Here is a 17,101-nt window from a genome sequence, read left to right on the forward strand (position 1 = left end):
AATATCCTACTTTTAGGGAGATATTATGGTAACCGTTCGTGAACAATTACCTGCTCAATTGGCTGATTTATCTGATGAAATGCTTGAACAACATTCATTGGAAATATTATTATTTTGGTTAGAAAAAGTACGGGAAGATGGCAGACCATTACATCAATTAGAACAAGTCGGACGCTATATTTTACAAAAACTACAGCAACAACAGGACAGCGACATCAATATCTTTATTATGGGTATTGAAATGGCAGATATTTTAGAACATTTAAATGTTGATGAAGAAACTTTAGCTACAGCAATGCTTTATCGTAGTGTGCGTTCGGGCTTGGTATCGCTTGAAGATATTCAACAGCAATTTGGCGATGCGATTGCAGGGCTGATGAAAGGCACACTTGCAATGGGGCGGTTGTCTGATTTAATTGAAAAGAATAAACGTTTGGAAGACCATTTTAATAACAATCAACGTGAGCATTTAACAGGCATTTATAAAATGCTGATTTCGGTTACGGAAGATGTCAGGGTGGTACTGATTAAACTGGCTGACCGAACCTATACTTTACGAGAATTGGCTCAATCCTCACGAGAACGTCAAGAGCGTGTGGCTCGTGAAATTTTGACGATTTATGCACCACTTGCTCATCGTTTGGGCATTGCCCAATTGAAATGGGAATTGGAAGATTTAGCGTTCCGTTTTTTAGCACCTGAACAATATAAGGAAATTGCAGGCTTGCTCAATGAAAAACGCCTAGAACGTGAACAGTATATCCAAGATGTACAAGATGCGGTACGCAATAGTTTAGCAGAATATAATATTAATGCTGAAGTTACGGGGCGAGTGAAGCATATTTACTCCATCTATCGTAAAATGAAAAGCAAAAATTTAAGCTTTGAACAATTATACGATATTCGAGCATTACGCATTTTAGTAGATACAATTCCTGAATGTTATCATGCACTTGGCATTGTCCATACCTTATGGCGACATATTCCACATCAATTTGATGATTATATCACCAATCCTAAACCCAATGGTTATCGTTCCTTGCATACGGCGGTGATTGCTGAGCAAAAATCGTTGGAAATTCAAATTCGTACTAGAGAAATGCACCAAGAAGCGGAATTAGGCGTATGTTCGCATTTTAATTATAAAGAAGGGGCAAAAAATACTGACCAATCGTTTAATAATCGTTTGCACTCTTTGCGTGCGGTACTTGAACTTTATCAGGAACGCAATGACAGCAATCTCAATACGGATAGTGAAGATAGTCAATTTCAACCTGTACAAGATTTTGAAAATTTTGAAAAAATTTATGTGTTTAGCCGAGATGGTGATATTAAAGAGTTACCACGAGATGCAACGGTATTAGATTTTGCTTATTATTTACATACTGAAGTGGGTAATCATTGCTATGCAGCACGAGTAAATCAACGTTATGTGCCATTAACTTATACCTTAAAAACAGGCGAACAAGTTGAAATTTTAACCAAAAAAGACCGCACGCCGAATCGTGATTGGTTAATAAATTCTTTAGGTTATCTTAAAACTGACCGTGCAAAAGAAAAATTACGTCATTGGTTCAGACAACAAGACCGTAGCCATAATTTAGAAACTGGGCGTGAAATGCTCAATAAAGAATTGGCACGTTTGGCGATTCACCCTAAAAGTATTGATTTAAATGATTATTGTAACCATTTTAATGTAAAAACTGGCGAAGATATTTTAGTTGGCTTAGTGAATGGTGATATTGGTATTCATGCTTTATTAAATCAAATTAATAAACAAATGCACGCCAATGATGATGAGCCAGAACTCGTATTACAGCCAATGCTTGACCCCAAAGCGAGTCAAACATTGTCAGATTATGGTATTTTAATTGATGGCTTGGATAATGTGGAATTATACATTGCCAAATGTTGCCAGCCTGTGCATGGTGAAAGTATCGGCGGTTATATTACCCAACATCGTGGTGTGAGTATTCACAAAATTGGTTGTAGTGATTATTTACGCATGATTTCGCAAGAGCCTGCACGTATGGTGGAAGCAAATTGGCAAATGCAACCTGCTCGTGGGCAAAGTGTACAAATTGAAATTGAAGCTTATGATAGACGTGGTTTGTTAAAAGATTTAACACAAGTGATTTTCTCTGACCATATTAATATTCGTCAAGTAAATACGATTTCCGAAGCTGATGGTATTGCTAATATGAAATTATTGATAGAAGTCAAAGGGTTAGCACAATTATCTAAACTATTGGCACGTTTGGAACAACAACCTGGTATTATTAGTGCGAGACGTTTGGTACAAAATGCGAGTGTGTAATATCATCAATTGTATTTGTGTAATGAATTAATCTTACCAATACAGGTAAGTTAATAAATATTTGATTTTAAGGATTATTGATGAAAAAACTCTCCCTAATCGCCTTAAGCCTAACCGCTTTACTTCATTCAAACATTGCGTCCGCCAATACAGGCAATGCGGTGATTGTTGCTCCTGCGATATTAGCAGTGAGTGCATTAATGCTACCAAAAGCATTATATGACAATGCAAAATTCAACAAGACCTGCAAAAAGACCCCGCATCATCTCACCACCAATATGGGGTCGTATTACAACACCATGCACAACATTTCACCACTGAGTGCCGACTATCAAGCCTTGCCACGCACGCCAATTGATAAGGTGGGGAAATTACCTGACACGACCAAAGTGGCGGTGTATGGCAATTTGATTAAAAATGGTGAGCAGATTTATATCAAAAATGACACACAAGCCATCAATGTTTTGCCTGATTTGACTTATCAATGTGGGCTTGCCAATTTGAATGCCAAACTTACCAAATTTCCTTCCCAACACGACAATGATAAAGCCACTTTTTATGGGCAAGTGCATTATGATGAGCAAAAAACGCCTTATTTGACATTAGATTATATCATCTATGACAAACCGCACAGCCGACAAGAAAAATATGTATCCTATTTTGATGCAGTAGGTTATGGCGGTATGTATAGTGATGAATTGATTGCCCTAGCCAAAGAAGGCTATCCGCAAGCCCAATTTAAGCTAGCAAACTTGTGGCGACAGCAAGAGCGAAATGGCTTTGCTGAATTGGGCGAAGATGAGAGTAAGGTCATCATTGACCCAAAATTGGCAGGTCAGTTATTACGGGCTGCCGCCAATGCCGAAGATGAATGGGCGATGATGAGTTTGGCAATCATTTTAAAACAAGGGGGCAATGCCAACTTGGGGATTGCTCCCAATCAAGCCTTATACAATAAATATTATCAAAAAGTTCCCCAGCTTGTAGACGCCACCAAATACAGCCCCCGTTTATTTAAGGGCTGGGACAAATGGCAAAATTGGCACAAAATGACCCCTGTGGATTTTAAAGTAACCATTCAAGATGAAGGACAAGGCAAGGTGTCGTATCGTTTGGAGTTGCCTTAAATTTAATCGTTAGAAAAACATGCTAATAAGATTTTTGTTATTCTACTTGAGATGATGTAGCTTGGTTTGCTTTGATTGAACGATATTTTTTATAAAGTCGTTCAATGATATACCAAATAATCGGTGTTAAAATAAAACAAATCATCATCGCCAACATATAGGCTAATAAACCGCCTTTGGTGATGGAAATCGGTTGAATGATATTGCCATGATGATTTTGTTGAATGTGATAATGATAAATAATGGGGGTATTAAAATCATCGCCATTATGCGTTAATTTAAAACCATCATCAACAGGTTTAAAACCATAAAAATTTTCACCACCATCAGAAAATTCAAGTTTTTGCTGACAAAGTGTTTGTTGTTGATAGGATTTTAATTCAATCAGTTCAGGTTGTTGTTGCTGTAAAATACAAATTTTAAAGTCAGATGGATTTGTTACAGTTTCAGGCTTGGGTTGTAAAATAAACCCTAAAATCAAGGTAGAGATTAACCGAATCAGCAAAAAAATCAAAATTTGCCGAATGATTAAAGCAATGGCAATCACAAAATTTTTAAGCCATCTTAAAACCATGATGCTAAACGAAAAATAAATTAACAATCATCACATTATTCCATAAAAATAATCCATCATCAACTTGATTTTAGGCTTTAAAACCCTTATAAAGAAGTGAATGAAATGACTAGGATAATTTAAATGAGCCTTTCTCCTGCAACTTTACCAACACCGAATTTTCAAGCGATTGATTTAAGCCAATTACAACAGCAGATTGAACAGCATATTGCTAACGGTCAGCAGTTTTTAAGCAATATTGTGGCTGTACCGCAAGATTTTGCCGATAAACTTGCCATTTTACAAAAAATGGACGAATTAGAACAGCAAATGAGCGAAAGTTGGGGCATTTTATCGCATTTAAATGCGGTGATGAGTAATGATGATACTCGTGCGATTTATCAAGCCATCTTGCCGAACTTGAGTAATTATTATACACAAATTGGACAACATGAAGTTCTCTATCAAAATTATCAACAATTATTTGATGATGCTCAATTTGCTACCTTAAATCCAGCACAACAACGAGCGGTTGAATTGGCATTGCGTGATTTTAAATTGTCAGGCGTGGATTTAGCAACGGATAAAAAACAACGCTTTGCAGAGATTTCTAGCCGTTTATCACAACTCTCATCAGATTTTTCTAATCATGTGCTTGATGCGACACAAGCCTATTATCAAGTGCTTGATGATGCTCAATTAGCAGGTTTACCAGACAGTAGTATCGCCTTATTACAACAATATGGACAGCAAAAAGGTGAAACTCGCCCTGTGGCAACGTTGGATTTTCCAGCGTATTTGGCGGTGATGACCTATGCTGATGACCGTAAATTGCGAGAGCAGTTATATCAAGCCTATGTAACTCGTGCATCAGAATTGGGTGATTCAGCATTTGATAATACTGACATCATGCAGGAAATTTTAGCATTACGTCAAGAAATGGCGGAATTAGTCGGTTTTAAACATTATGGTGAATATTCTTTAGCTAGTAAAATGGCAAAAGATGTGGATACCGTTCGTCAATTTTTAATCGATTTAGCCCAACACGCTCGCCAACCTGCTGAACAAGATATTGCACAATTACAAGAGCTTGCACAACAATATGGCATTGATGAGTTAAAAGCATGGGATTTAACTTATCTATCAGAAAAATTAAAGCAAAAACAGTTTAATTTATCGCAAGAAGCATTAAAACCATATTTTCCATTGCCAAAAGTATTATCAGGTTTATTTGCGATTGTTGAAAAAATATACGGTGTACAGATTGTCGAAAAATCAACATCAGTTTGGCATGATGATGCTCAATATTTTGAATTATTGCAAAATGATGAAGTTTTAGGTGGTTTTTATTTCGATTTATATGCTCGTCAAGGGAAACGTGGCGGGGCGTGGATGAGCGGATTCCGTTCTCGTGCGGTGATTTTAGGGCAATTACAAAAGCCAATTTGCTTTATGGTTGGTAATTTTAATCCGCCAATTGGCGAACAACCTGCATTATTAACGCATGATGAAGTGATTACTTTATTCCATGAGTTTGGGCATGGTTTACATCATTTATTGACCGAAGTAGATAATATTAATGTGGCAGGAACGCATGGTGTGGCGTGGGACGCTGTGGAATTACCAAGTCAATTTATGGAGTTTTGGGCGTGGGATAACGAAAGTTTGGCATTATTGAGTGAGCATATTGAGACTAAACAGCCTTTACCACAAGATATTTTACAGGCTTTATTGAATGCTCGTCATTTCCAAACAGGCTTGCAGACCTTGCGTCAATTAGAATTTGCCTTATTTGATTTGAATATTCATTGTACAGTGCCTGCTTTGTCAGCTCAAGGTATTCAAGATGAGCTAAATCGCATTCGCTGTGAAATTAGTGTAACACCAATGGTTGATTATAACCGTTTCCAACATAGTTTTAGTCATATTTTTGCAGGTGGTTATGCGTGCGGTTATTATTCATATAAATGGGCGGAAGTGTTAGCTAGTGATGCCTTTGCCCGTTTTGAACAGGAAGGGATTTTTAATCGTGAAACAGGTAAACAATTCCGTGATTGTATTTTAGCTGTGGGCGGGCAGGTTGATGCACTCACCGCATTTAAAAACTTCCGTGGGCGTGAACCAAATATTGATGCGTTATTGCGTCATCAAGGGTGGAAATAATTGTAGGGGTGAGAAATCACCTCTTGATTTTATATCGCCCAATTTTCTACTCTTAAGCCATCTACGCGTTTAAATTCTCGTTCATTATTGGTTACCACAATTAAGCCCAAACTTCGAGCGTGTCCTGCAATCATAGCATCGTAGGCACCAATCGGTGTACCTTGTTTTTCAAGTGTCGCTTTAATATTAGCGGTATGATAACCCGCGTGTATGTCATATTCCAAAATCATAAGGCTATCAGCAAATACTTCTAAAGCTCTAAATGCTTTTTCTCGGTACATGGATTTTTCTGCACCAACTGCTAATTCCATTAAAACAACACTGCTCATACATAATTGGTGTTGGCAAAGATTAAACTTTTCGCGTACTTGTTGGGGTTTATTTTTCATTGTATAAATACAAATGTTTGTATCCAACATATAAGTAATCATGGGAAAATTTCCTCTCTTTCCTGTGGCATTGGCTGATTACGTTCGTTCATAAAATCTTCAGGGACTTCAATATTATCAAAAAAATAATCCCAAGTAGAACCGACAGGTGATAAAATTCGTGTATTACCAACAACTTTGACATCGACTTGTTTGACCGTTGCAGGAAAGGCAACAGCTTTAGGTAAGCGTACAGCTTGGCTTTGATTGGTTTTAAATATACTTGCAACAATCATATTTTACTCCTATATAGTGAGTATATACTTAAAGTATATCATAACGATAAAAAATAAGTGTTGTCAATCTTATTCCCATTTTACAAACTTTAATTTTGCTGATTTATTTATCGATATTTTATGCTAGAATACAGAGATTGCAAATGTAAATAGGATAAAAATCATGACTGAAGCAGATATTCTAGCTCAATTAGAGCAATTTCATGACCATAATGAATTTCAGCAAATTATTGATTATGTTGAACAATTAACACCACGTTATCATACAGCGAATGTGATTTCAGCTTTAGGTCGAGCGTATAATAATATGTTTTGGCAGGCTGATGATGAAGAGAATAATCGCCATTATTTAGAAACAGCTTTGACATTGTTTAAATCGGTTGAAGATGAATTGGGCGATACGGGAACTTGGAATTATCGTATCGGTTACACTTATTTTTATATGAATGATTTGCTCAATGCCCAAAAACATTTACGTAAAGTTGAAGCGTTAGGCGAAGTGGGGGTGGCAACCAAAGAATTACTGCAGATGATTGATTTAGCGATAGAAAATAATGTGAGTATCAATGAATATCGTGAAGGTGGTCGTGGCGGTGTAGAATATGAATTAAATCATTTGCTAAATGTACTGAAAGCAAAATCCGTGTCATTATTAGACACATTCCAAGCAGGTGTTAGCGATGAGCAACTCGCTGATTTTGAACAACAACTTGGTTTTGAAGTGCCAGAAAGTTTTAAACAATGGTATCGTACATTCAATGGTCAGGTTGATGGGGCAAAATTTATTGATAGTAATAGTTTGGTTCATCTGATTCCATTGGAACAAATTATTCCAACACAACAGCAATTTATGGCATATTTACAGGATAACTTTGGTCAAAATTGGCAAGATATACAGTTAAATGCTTACGAATTTGATGATATTGAAGAAGTTAAAAATGTGTTATTTAATGCAAAATGGTTGCCAATGTTTAAAGGTGAAAATAATAGTTTAATGTGTATGGATTTAGACCCACAAACTGAAAATGGTTCACTTGGACAAATGATTGAAATTACACCACATATAGATTTGGAATATTACCGTGTTACATGGTGTGCGTGGTCATTACGTCAGCTGATTGAAAATCCAATCACTAGCATTGTTACCGTAAATCCTTATTTTACATATAGTGTAGAAGAAAATTGTTGGACATTGAAAAATGGTGAACATTTAGTTAAAGATAAAGATATTTATCATATTGATAGCACTAAATTTGAACGTTTTAAAGAGAGTGATGAATAAGTACCGTACGACATCACCATGATATATTTACCATGATGATGTCGTGTTTAATTTAATATTAAGGATTAATGCTTAATAGTTCGATACGATAAGTTGAAGCTTGTTTGTTCACTTTACCTTCTTCACGATAACCAAGATGAGCAGGGATATATAACTCGTAAATACCACCTACTTGCATAAGCATTAAACCTTCTTGTAAACCTGAAAACATTTCTGAAATGGGTAAAATAACAGGTACACCATTCAATGTACCTTCGTTTAATTCTCCTTTAGCATTGTAAGAACTAAATAGAATTTCGACTTCATCACGGTGTTTAGGAGATATTCCATGTCCTGCTCGTAATACTTTATAGTTTAGACCAGAAGCAGTTTGTTGTACGGTCGATGGTGGTATGATATTGGTGTTTACGGTTTGTGCAATACTATTACTAGCAAAAAATAAACTACATAAGAGCAAACTGGCGGATAAATAGGTATTCATAAACATTAATCTACTACATGAATAAACATTGAGTCCTAATTAAGTATATGATGATATGTAAATCATACAACAGTTAATATACAAAATTTGATGACTATAGTATAGATAAAATCATATGGTAAATAAGGAATTATTGTAAATTATCGTATCAATAATGCGGTGGAATATTTAACATTGGGTCAAAAGGTGCAATACCTTCGGATAAATCAGCTTGCTCCACACGTTGATAGAGCATTTGCATTTTGTGATTTAAATCCATGATTTCTTGGTCTTGCTCGGCAATTTTTTGATTAAGTTGCTCAACTGTATCATCTAAAAAAGCGACTTTCATTTGTAAATCATCAATCAGTTGCTGTAACTGTATCGCTTGATTTTGTGTTAGAATGTTGGTTTGTGAAGACATCATTTTTTCCTGATTTCAACAATTTGAGTAATATTATGGCATATTTGACCCTAAAAAATATACAACTTGCCTTTGGTGGCCCTGCACTTTTAGATAACGCCAACTTTAGCCTTGAACGTGGGGAGCGTGTCTGCTTAATTGGTCGCAACGGCGAAGGTAAATCAACCTTACTCAAATTGATTGCAGGAGAAATCAATGCTGATGCAGGCGAAGTCATTTTACAAAATGGTTTACGCATTGCCATGCTTGCTCAAGATGTACCGATGGATTGCGGACGTGTTGCCGACATCGTGGCAGAAGGTGCAGGCGAAGTAGCAAAAATATTACAACAATATCATCAACTTAACCACCAATGTATGGCAGGCGATAGCAATGCTTGCGATAAATTAGGCGATATTCAGCATCAACTTGACCAATTAGATGGCTGGGCATTAGACAATCAAGTCAATCTCATGTTAAGTAAAATGGGCTTAGACCCCAATGCAGATTTAGCCGATTTATCAGGTGGACGTAAACGCCGAGTGCTATTGGCAAGAGCGTTATTGAGCCAACCAGATATTTTATTGCTTGATGAACCGACCAACCATTTAGATGTGGAAAGTATTGAATGGCTTGAGAATTTTTTATTAGAACAACACAATTTAACGTTATTATTTATTTCACATGATAGAACTTTTGTTGATAAATTATCCACACGCATTGTCGAATTAGACCGTGGGCAATTACGCAGTTTTGAGGGAAATTATAGTCGTTATCTTGAACTCAAAGCCCAACAACTCGAAGCTGAAGAAAAACAAAATGCTTTATTTGATAAAAAATTAGCTGAAGAAGAAGCATGGATACGTCAAGGCATCAAAGCACGTAGAACACGCAACGAAGGGCGAGTGCGTGCCTTAAAAGCCTTGCGAGAAGAAAGCAAAGTACGGCGTTTCCAACAAGGCAAAGCAAACTTGACTTTACAAGATGCTCAACGCTCAGGCAAATTAGTGTTTGAAATTGAACATCTCGGTGTAGATTATGATGGCAAAGCCTTAATTAAAGATTTCTCAACAGTCGTGTTGCGTGGAGACCGTATCGGCTTAGTTGGCGATAATGGAGTGGGTAAAACCACATTAATCAAAGCGATTTTGGGTGAAATTGAACATCGTGGTACTGTCAAAACAGGAACACAACTTGAAGTGGCTTATTTTGACCAACTCCGCCATCAACTGGATTTAGAAAAATCAGTCGCAGATAATGTCGCAGAAGGGTCTGATTATGTGGATATTAACGGACAACGCCGACATATTTTAGGTTATTTGCAAGAGTTTTTATTTGCACCAGAACGTGCTAGAACGCCTGTAAAAGCTTTATCTGGTGGTGAACGTAACCGTATTTTATTGGCAAAATTATTATTAAAACCATCAAACTTGTTGGTCATGGACGAGCCAACCAATGATTTAGATATGGTTACACTTGAATTATTGGAAGAATTATTATCACAATATCAAGGCACATTATTATTGATTAGCCATGACCGTGCCTTTATGGATAATGTCGTTACATCAACTTGGGTATTTGATGGAAAGGGCAATATAGCTGAATATATTGGTGGTTATCAAGATTATTTAAATCAACGTCCAGTAGAAAAAACGATTGACAGAGCAAAAGAAAGTAAAAAAGTTGAAACAAAAACAGAGATTAAAACTGAAACAAAAGCTGAAACGAGTAAAAAGAAACTCAGTTATAAAGAACAACGAGAGTTAGAATTATTGCCTAAAGAAATTGAACAACTTGAGCAAGAACAAGCTGAATTAAGCGAAAAACTGGCTGATGGCTCGTGGTTTAATACCGATATGCAAGGTGCAACACAAGCCAGTGAACGTTTAGCAGACATTGAAATGTTATTGCTTGAAAAATTGGAACGTTGGACAGAATTGGAAGGTTAGTTTTGATAATCTAAGTTTTTTTATGAGGGTTAAATAGATTTAACCCTTTTTAATTCCATTTGTATAATTTAAAATACCATAATAAAATCAAATTATCATCATTGGAAAAAATGACTTAGATTATATTTACAAAATTTAGGGAATATCTATTAATCCTAATAAATAATGCTATAATCGCACCATCAAAATGATAGAGTAAAATTATGAGTGAAACACAACAATTACAGCGAAAATTAGGTGCTCGGCATTTAAATATGATTGCCATCGGTGGTTCGATTGGTACAGGATTATTTTTAGCATCAGGGGCGACTATTGCCAGTGCAGGACCGGGTGGAGCATTGCTCGCTTATGCTATCATCAGTGTGATGATTTATTTCTTAATGACTAGTTTAGGTGAATTGGCAACACATAATCCAACATCTGGAGCATTTTTTACTTATGGTAATCGTTATGTTGATGAAAGTTTTGGTTTCGCCTTAGGTTGGAATTTCTGGTATAACTGGGCGGTAACGGTAGCATTTGAGCTAGTTGCCGTTCACATGATTATGAAATTTTGGTTTCCAGATATTCCCGGATTTTATTGGAGTGTTATCTTTTTAAGCATTATTTTTGCGATTAATGCTTTATCAGTCAAAGGTTTTGGTGAGGGTGAATTTTTATTCTCTTTGGTAAAAGTGTTAGCGATTATTGCCTTTATTGTTGTAGGTATTGCGATGATTGCTAAAATCATGCTAGACCCAAATCAATCAGTCTTAGCAAATTGGACACATCAAGAAGCACCATTTACAGGTGGTATTCAAGCCATGATTGGTGTGGCGATGATTGCTGGTTTTTCATTTCAAGGCACAGAAATGGTTGGTGTAGCGGCTGGAGAGTCAAAAGACCCGAAAAAGACGATTCCATTGGCAATTAAACAGGTCTTTTGGCGAATTTTACTATTTTATATTTTGTGTATTTTTATTATCGGTACATTGATAGTTTATACTGACCCTAATTTACTGAATGCGAAAGAAACAGAAAATATTGCATTATCGCCATTTACCTTGATTTTTGAAAAAGCAGGTTTTGCCTTTGCTGCAGGGGTAATGAATGCGGTGATTTTAACTGCGATTTTATCGGCAGGAAATTCTGGTTTATATTCATCAACCCGTATTTTATATGATATGGCAAAAGAAGGGCGAGCACCAAAAGCGTTGGCTAAACTCAATAAACGTGGTGTGCCAATGAATGCATTATTGGCAACGACTGCTGTAGCATCATTATGTTTTTTAACAACATTTATTGGCGAGCAAGCGGTTTTTAATTGGTTGTTAAATATGTCAGGGATGTGTGGTTTTATCACATGGTTGGGGATTGCAATTTGTCATTATCGTTTCCGTAAAGGTTATCTTGCACAAGGTTATAAACTGGAAGATTTAAGTTATCGTGCCAAATTTTTCCCGTATGCACCATGGTTTGCGTTTATTTTATGTGCCATTGTGATGCTTGGGCAAAATTATGAAGCCTTGCTTGGCGATAAAATTGATTGGATGGGATTATTGGCGACTTATATTACTATTCCATTATTTTTAGCATTATGGCTTGGTTATAAATGGAAATATAAAACTAAATTGATTCCATATGACCAAATGAATGTTAAAGCAGATAGCGATTAAGCTTAGTTTTTAATCATTTATAGCTCATTTATCAAACACTCTACAGCTCACAACAAAACTGTAGAGTGTTTTATTATGATTGATGATGTAATAATTTCCATTCATAATAGAACAGTAGGGGCGTATCATATACGCCCAAGTTATTGATTTAAGAAAGGGTTTATGTGATAAACCCCTACATTTGTTGTATTATTCTGATATAAATCGATTATAAAATCTAATTTGCATAAATCATGTTTTAAAGTAAAATATAATTATTTATCTATTGAATATCGTTATGAGTGAACCCAAAGAACTTTTACCTGAACCTACGCCGCCCGAAGACTGGGAATGTTGTGGTAGTGAATGTGGCGATTATTGCGTATATGAGATTTATCGCCGTGAAAAGCAGGCTTATGATGAACAACAACAACGTTTAGCAAAACAGGCTGAATCCTAAAAATCAGCTTAATGATTGTACATATATTATTACAATGATATGGCTGATTTTTTGTTAAAATAAGATTTTACACTAAATAAACTTCTCAAAATACACCATAACATAAAACTTGCGTAGGGTGCGTATCACGCACCAGTAAAGGGATAAAGTCTCAAATGGTGCGTTGTACGCACCTTACGGCTTGCGGTGTTTTGGGGTTAATTTACCATATATTGATGAGAGTATTTCATGAAAAAATTATTAATGACTGGTCTATTGGCTGTAACCGCAAACTTTGCTTATGCAAATGATACCAATATTTATGCAAAAGCAGAACAGTTTTATACGGCACAAGATTTTACGAATGCGTTTAAAGAGTTTGAGCGTATTGCTAAAACAGGTGATGCTCAAGCAATATTTAATTTAGGGCAAATGACACGTTTTGGGCAAGGCACCAAACAAGATTCAAAAAAAGCATTAAAATTATTTAAACAAGCAGCTGATAAAAATTATGCTCGTGCAGAAATGGTGTTGTTTGAAATTTACACTGATGGCGATTTAGGTGTAAAAGCAGATAGTATACAAGCTCGTAAACACTTAGAAAAAGCGTCAAAATTAGGTTGGACAGATGCAACTGTTGAATTGGCAAATCAATATTTTGCACAGGGTACGACTGAAAGTGATAAAAAAGGAGTTGAATTATTAAAGCCATTGGCAGAACAAAATAACCAATCAGCACAACATTTATTGGCGGTTTATCATATTGTCAATGGTGTTAAAACGGTAAATGAAAGTTCAATTATGACAGGGATTAAAAGCCTAGAAACATTGACGAAACAAGGCTATATTCCATCGATGATGGCGGTGGCAAATATGTCAGCAACAGGTGAAGTTTTACCACAAAACTTAGCATTAGCAAAAAATCTTTATACGATTTTAGCAGAAAATAATGTACCGACAGCGAAAGAACGTTTAGCCCAAGTAGAACAAGCCCTCACTCAAGTGCCAGCAGAAGCACCGAAAGCAAAACCAACAAAAGCAAAATAAAATTAAAAAACCATAGAAATGCTATATTGCCATTTCTATGGTTATATACGCCAACATTGAGACTATGTTATGCCAGAATTACCCGAAGTTGAAACCACCAAAGCTAGTTTAGAGCCATTATTAGATGCACAAGTGATGGATGTTACAGTTCATCAGCCGAGTTTGCGTTGGCGTGTGCCTGATGATTTAGCAGAGTTAAAAGGCTATGTTTTAACGCAACTTATTCGCCGTTCTAAATATATTATTGCAACGTTTAAATATAAAAATAATGTAAAAACAATGCTTTGGCATTTGGGAATGTCGGGTAGTTTTAGTATTAGTCCTTGTGAAAAAGCTTTGCGTAAACATGACCATGTAATATTAAAATTCCAATTAAATGATGGGGAAGTGGTGGAATTACGTTATCATGACCCACGCCGTTTTGGTTGTATGATTTGGTTAGATGAGCAATCGCAAAAACTGCTTGATGTGTTGGGTGTAGAGCCGTTAAGTGATGATTTTACTGCCGATTATTTGATGGATAAATTTAAAAATAAAAGTGTAGCGATTAAATCAGCGATTATGGACTCGCATATTGTGGTTGGAGTGGGTAATATTTATGCAACAGAAAGTCTGTTTAATGTTGGCATTCACCCTTTACAGCCTGCAAAAACTTTGACCAAAGTACAATTAGAGCGTTTAGTGATTGAAATTAAACGTATTTTAGCCAATGCTATTCATCTTGGTGGTACAACATTACGAGATTATGCCAATGCGATGGGCGAAAATGGTTATTTTCAGCAAACTTTATTAGCCTATGGGCGAGCAGGCGAGATGTGTGTCAATTGTGAAACTACGTTGGAAAATGTCAAAATTGCACAGCGTTCGAGTGTGTTTTGTCCAGAATGTCAGCCGTTGAAACGTTAAATAGCGTGAGTTTGGCTGAATATAGTTGTATAACTTATTGAAATATAAAGATTAAGTAGGGTGCGTATTACGCACCTTACTTACTTTTGGTTTGATAATTTATGCGAGTTTTGCACCAGCAGGAATATTATCATCAAGTAGGATAACGGTTAATTGCCCATCTTTCTCCGCAGATAAAATCATACCTTCCGATAAACCAAACTTCATTTTGCGTGGGGCAAGATTGGTTACGCAAATTACCGTTTTGCCTTGTAATTCTTCAGGGCTATAAAACTTAGCAATTCCACTAAATACATTTCTGGTTTTTTCTTCGCCTACATCAAGTGTAAATTGCAATAATTTATCAGCTCCTTCAACTTTATTACATTCAAGCACTTTAGCCACTTTCATTTCTACCTTAGCAAAATCATCAATAGAGATAAAATCGTCAGTCTTAACAGTTTGCTCCACTGCTTTTGCTGTAGATGGTTTTGCTTTTTGCTCAGTTGATTGTAGGCTTTCTTTTGAATCTTCAATCATAGCATCAACTGCTTTTTTATCAACACGTTGCATTAAAGGTTGGAATGTTGCAATTTCATGGTCAAGTAAGATTTGTGTGCGTGAAGCAAAATCAAACTGTTCTAATTTAAAGAAAGCTTGTACTTCTTTGGCTAATTTTGGCAAGACTGGCGATAATAAAATCACTAATTGACGGAATAAATTTAAACCGACAGAACAGATTTGTTGTACTTCTGCACTATTTGGATTTTCTTTTGCCAAAGACCAAGGCTTTTTCTCATCAATATATTGATTAGCTTTATCCGCCAATGCCATAATTTCACGAATCGCAGTGCTAAATTCACGGTGTTCATAATGTTGGATAATACTATCACCTGCTGTGATAAATTCTTGAATTAAATCAGGTTCACTACAGTTTGTAGATAATTTATTATCAAATTGGGTATTGATAAATTTAGCACAACGGCTAGCAATATTGACCACTTTACCGACTAAATCAGAATTCACTTTTTGAACAAAATCATCTAAATTTAAATCAGCGTCTTCTACTTTATCCGATAAACGTGAAGCAAAATAATAACGTAAATATTCAGGATTTAAATGCTGTAAATAGGTTTCTGCTTTGATAAATGTCCCACGAGATTTAGACATTTTTTCTCCATTAACCGTCAAGAAACCATTTACAAACAATGAGGTTGGTGTACGATAATTTGCTCCATGTAACATCGCAGGCCAAAATAAAGCATGGAAATAGACAATATCTTTACCAATAAAATGATAAACTTCTTTATCTGAATCTAGTTTCCAATAATCATCAAAATTTAATTCAGGGCGTTTTGCTTTGATGTAATTTTCAAAACTCGCCATATAGCCAATCGGTGCATCAACCCAAACATAAAAATATTTATTCGGTGCATTTGGAATTTCAAAACCAAAATAAGGGGCATCTCGGCTAATATCCCAATCATTCAAACCTGCTTCAAACCATTCATCGAGCTTATTGGCAATCGAAACAGGCAAACGACCTTTATCTCGTGTCCAACCTTGTAAATATTCACTAAAATTCGGTAAATTAAAGAAATAATGGTCTGAATCTTTTTCGATAGGTGTTGCACCGCTTAAAGTTGAGCGTGGATTAATCAGTTCTGTCGCATTATAAGTAGTGCCACACACTTCACAACTATCGCCATATTGGTCATCAGCTTTACATTTAGGGCAAGTGCCTTTAATAAAGCGGTCTGATAAAAACATTTGTTTTTCAGGGTCAAATAATTGTGTTACAGGACGAATGCTAATATGACCTGCTTGGTGATTTTTGAGATAAATTTCTTCAGAACGTTTACGGTTAGTCTCACTATTGGTTGAGTCATAATGGTCAAAATCTACCATAAAACCAGCAAAATCACGTTCATGTTCTTGTTGTACATTGGCAATTTGTTGTTCTGGGCTAATGCCATTTGCTTCTGCACGCAACATAATCGCCGTGCCGTGTGCATCATCAGCACAGACATAAATCACATCATGTCCCATTGAACGCATTGCACGCACCCAAATATCGGCTTGAATATAACCAAGTAAATGTCCCATGTGGATTGGACCATTGGCATACGGTAGGGCATTGGTAACTAAAATTTGACGTTTGGACATGAATAACACTCT

General features: G+C 36.0%; 15 protein-coding genes. 9 read left to right on the plus strand and 6 right to left on the minus strand.

Translation table 11 applies throughout. The features are described 5' to 3' along the window. Positions 1–25: 25 nt before the first annotated feature. Both LU301_RS02655 and LU301_RS02660 read left to right on the plus strand, forming a co-directional pair. Positions 26–2,317: a RelA/SpoT family protein gene (locus LU301_RS02655; protein ID WP_305272265.1), complete on the plus strand. Its 2,292-nt coding sequence runs from the start codon at positions 26–28 to the stop codon at positions 2,315–2,317. An 80-nt stretch (positions 2,318–2,397) separates the two neighbouring features. Beyond that, positions 2,398–3,444 carry an SEL1-like repeat protein gene (locus LU301_RS02660; protein ID WP_305272267.1) on the plus strand — a complete coding sequence of 349 codons (1,047 nt, stop codon included), beginning with the start codon at positions 2,398–2,400 and terminating at the stop codon, positions 3,442–3,444. A 37-nt stretch (positions 3,445–3,481) separates the two neighbouring features. Here LU301_RS02660 and LU301_RS02665 read toward each other — a convergent pair whose 3' ends face one another. Next, complete coding sequence (locus LU301_RS02665) at positions 3,482–4,018, minus strand: hypothetical protein (protein WP_305272269.1); 537 nt, start codon at positions 4,016–4,018, stop codon at positions 3,482–3,484. A 123-nt stretch (positions 4,019–4,141) separates the two neighbouring features. On the opposite strand from LU301_RS02665, the gene LU301_RS02670 reads away from it, so the two are divergent. Beyond that, positions 4,142–6,160, plus strand: coding sequence for a M3 family metallopeptidase (locus LU301_RS02670; RefSeq protein ID WP_305272271.1), 2,019 nt, complete (start codon positions 4,142–4,144; stop codon positions 6,158–6,160). A 29-nt stretch (positions 6,161–6,189) separates the two neighbouring features. Here LU301_RS02670 and vapC read toward each other — a convergent pair whose 3' ends face one another. Then, entirely contained in the window at positions 6,190–6,549 is a 360-nt protein-coding gene (gene vapC / locus LU301_RS02675) for a tRNA(fMet)-specific endonuclease VapC (protein WP_432525669.1), read from the minus strand. Positions 6,550–6,587: 38 nt separating this feature from the next. Continuing rightward, positions 6,588–6,824 (minus strand): type II toxin-antitoxin system VapB family antitoxin, encoded by a 237-nt coding sequence (gene vapB, locus LU301_RS02680; RefSeq protein ID WP_305272275.1) that lies wholly within the window; start codon positions 6,822–6,824, stop codon positions 6,588–6,590. A 163-nt stretch (positions 6,825–6,987) separates the two neighbouring features. Here vapB and LU301_RS02685 point away from each other — a divergent pair, with 163 nt between their 5' ends. Next, positions 6,988–8,106: an SMI1/KNR4 family protein gene (locus tag LU301_RS02685; RefSeq protein ID WP_305272277.1), complete on the plus strand. Its 1,119-nt coding sequence runs from the start codon at positions 6,988–6,990 to the stop codon at positions 8,104–8,106. 58 nt (positions 8,107–8,164) lie between these two features. Here LU301_RS02685 and LU301_RS02690 read toward each other — a convergent pair whose 3' ends face one another. Next, the gene (locus tag LU301_RS02690; protein ID WP_305272279.1) at positions 8,165–8,587 is read right to left on the minus strand and encodes an FKBP-type peptidyl-prolyl cis-trans isomerase; all 423 of its coding nucleotides are present in this window, start codon (positions 8,585–8,587) and stop codon (positions 8,165–8,167) included. 148 nt (positions 8,588–8,735) lie between these two features. Continuing rightward, a complete protein-coding gene (locus tag LU301_RS02695) occupies positions 8,736–8,990 on the minus strand; it encodes a SlyX family protein (protein ID WP_305272281.1) in 255 nt (84 codons plus the stop codon). Positions 8,991–9,025: 35 nt separating this feature from the next. Between LU301_RS02695 and LU301_RS02700 the strand changes: the two genes are divergently transcribed. The 5 genes from LU301_RS02700 to mutM all read left to right on the plus strand — a co-directional run bounded on the left by LU301_RS02700 (position 9,026) and on the right by mutM (position 14,944). Next, on the plus strand, positions 9,026–10,918 hold the full coding sequence (locus LU301_RS02700) for an ATP-binding cassette domain-containing protein (protein ID WP_305272283.1): 1,893 nt from the start codon (positions 9,026–9,028) through the stop codon (positions 10,916–10,918). A gap of 203 nt (positions 10,919–11,121) precedes the next feature. Continuing rightward, on the plus strand, positions 11,122–12,573 hold the full coding sequence (locus LU301_RS02705) for an amino acid permease (protein ID WP_305272285.1): 1,452 nt from the start codon (positions 11,122–11,124) through the stop codon (positions 12,571–12,573). 277 nt (positions 12,574–12,850) lie between these two features. Then, positions 12,851–13,012 carry an oxidoreductase-like domain-containing protein gene (locus LU301_RS02710; protein WP_305272287.1) on the plus strand — a complete coding sequence of 54 codons (162 nt, stop codon included), beginning with the start codon at positions 12,851–12,853 and terminating at the stop codon, positions 13,010–13,012. A 228-nt stretch (positions 13,013–13,240) separates the two neighbouring features. Further along, positions 13,241–14,038 carry a tetratricopeptide repeat protein gene (locus LU301_RS02715; protein ID WP_305272289.1) on the plus strand — a complete coding sequence of 266 codons (798 nt, stop codon included), beginning with the start codon at positions 13,241–13,243 and terminating at the stop codon, positions 14,036–14,038. A gap of 69 nt (positions 14,039–14,107) precedes the next feature. Beyond that, positions 14,108–14,944: a bifunctional DNA-formamidopyrimidine glycosylase/DNA-(apurinic or apyrimidinic site) lyase gene (gene mutM, locus LU301_RS02720; RefSeq protein WP_305272291.1), complete on the plus strand. Its 837-nt coding sequence runs from the start codon at positions 14,108–14,110 to the stop codon at positions 14,942–14,944. A gap of 99 nt (positions 14,945–15,043) precedes the next feature. Here mutM and metG read toward each other — a convergent pair whose 3' ends face one another. Continuing rightward, a complete protein-coding gene (metG, locus tag LU301_RS02725; protein ID WP_370692217.1) occupies positions 15,044–17,089 on the minus strand; it encodes a methionine--tRNA ligase in 2,046 nt (681 codons plus the stop codon). Positions 17,090–17,101 lie beyond the last annotated feature (12 nt).

Source organism: Moraxella sp. ZY210820 (genome assembly GCF_030674635.1).
Classification (GTDB): Bacteria; Pseudomonadota; Gammaproteobacteria; order Pseudomonadales; family Moraxellaceae; genus Acinetobacter.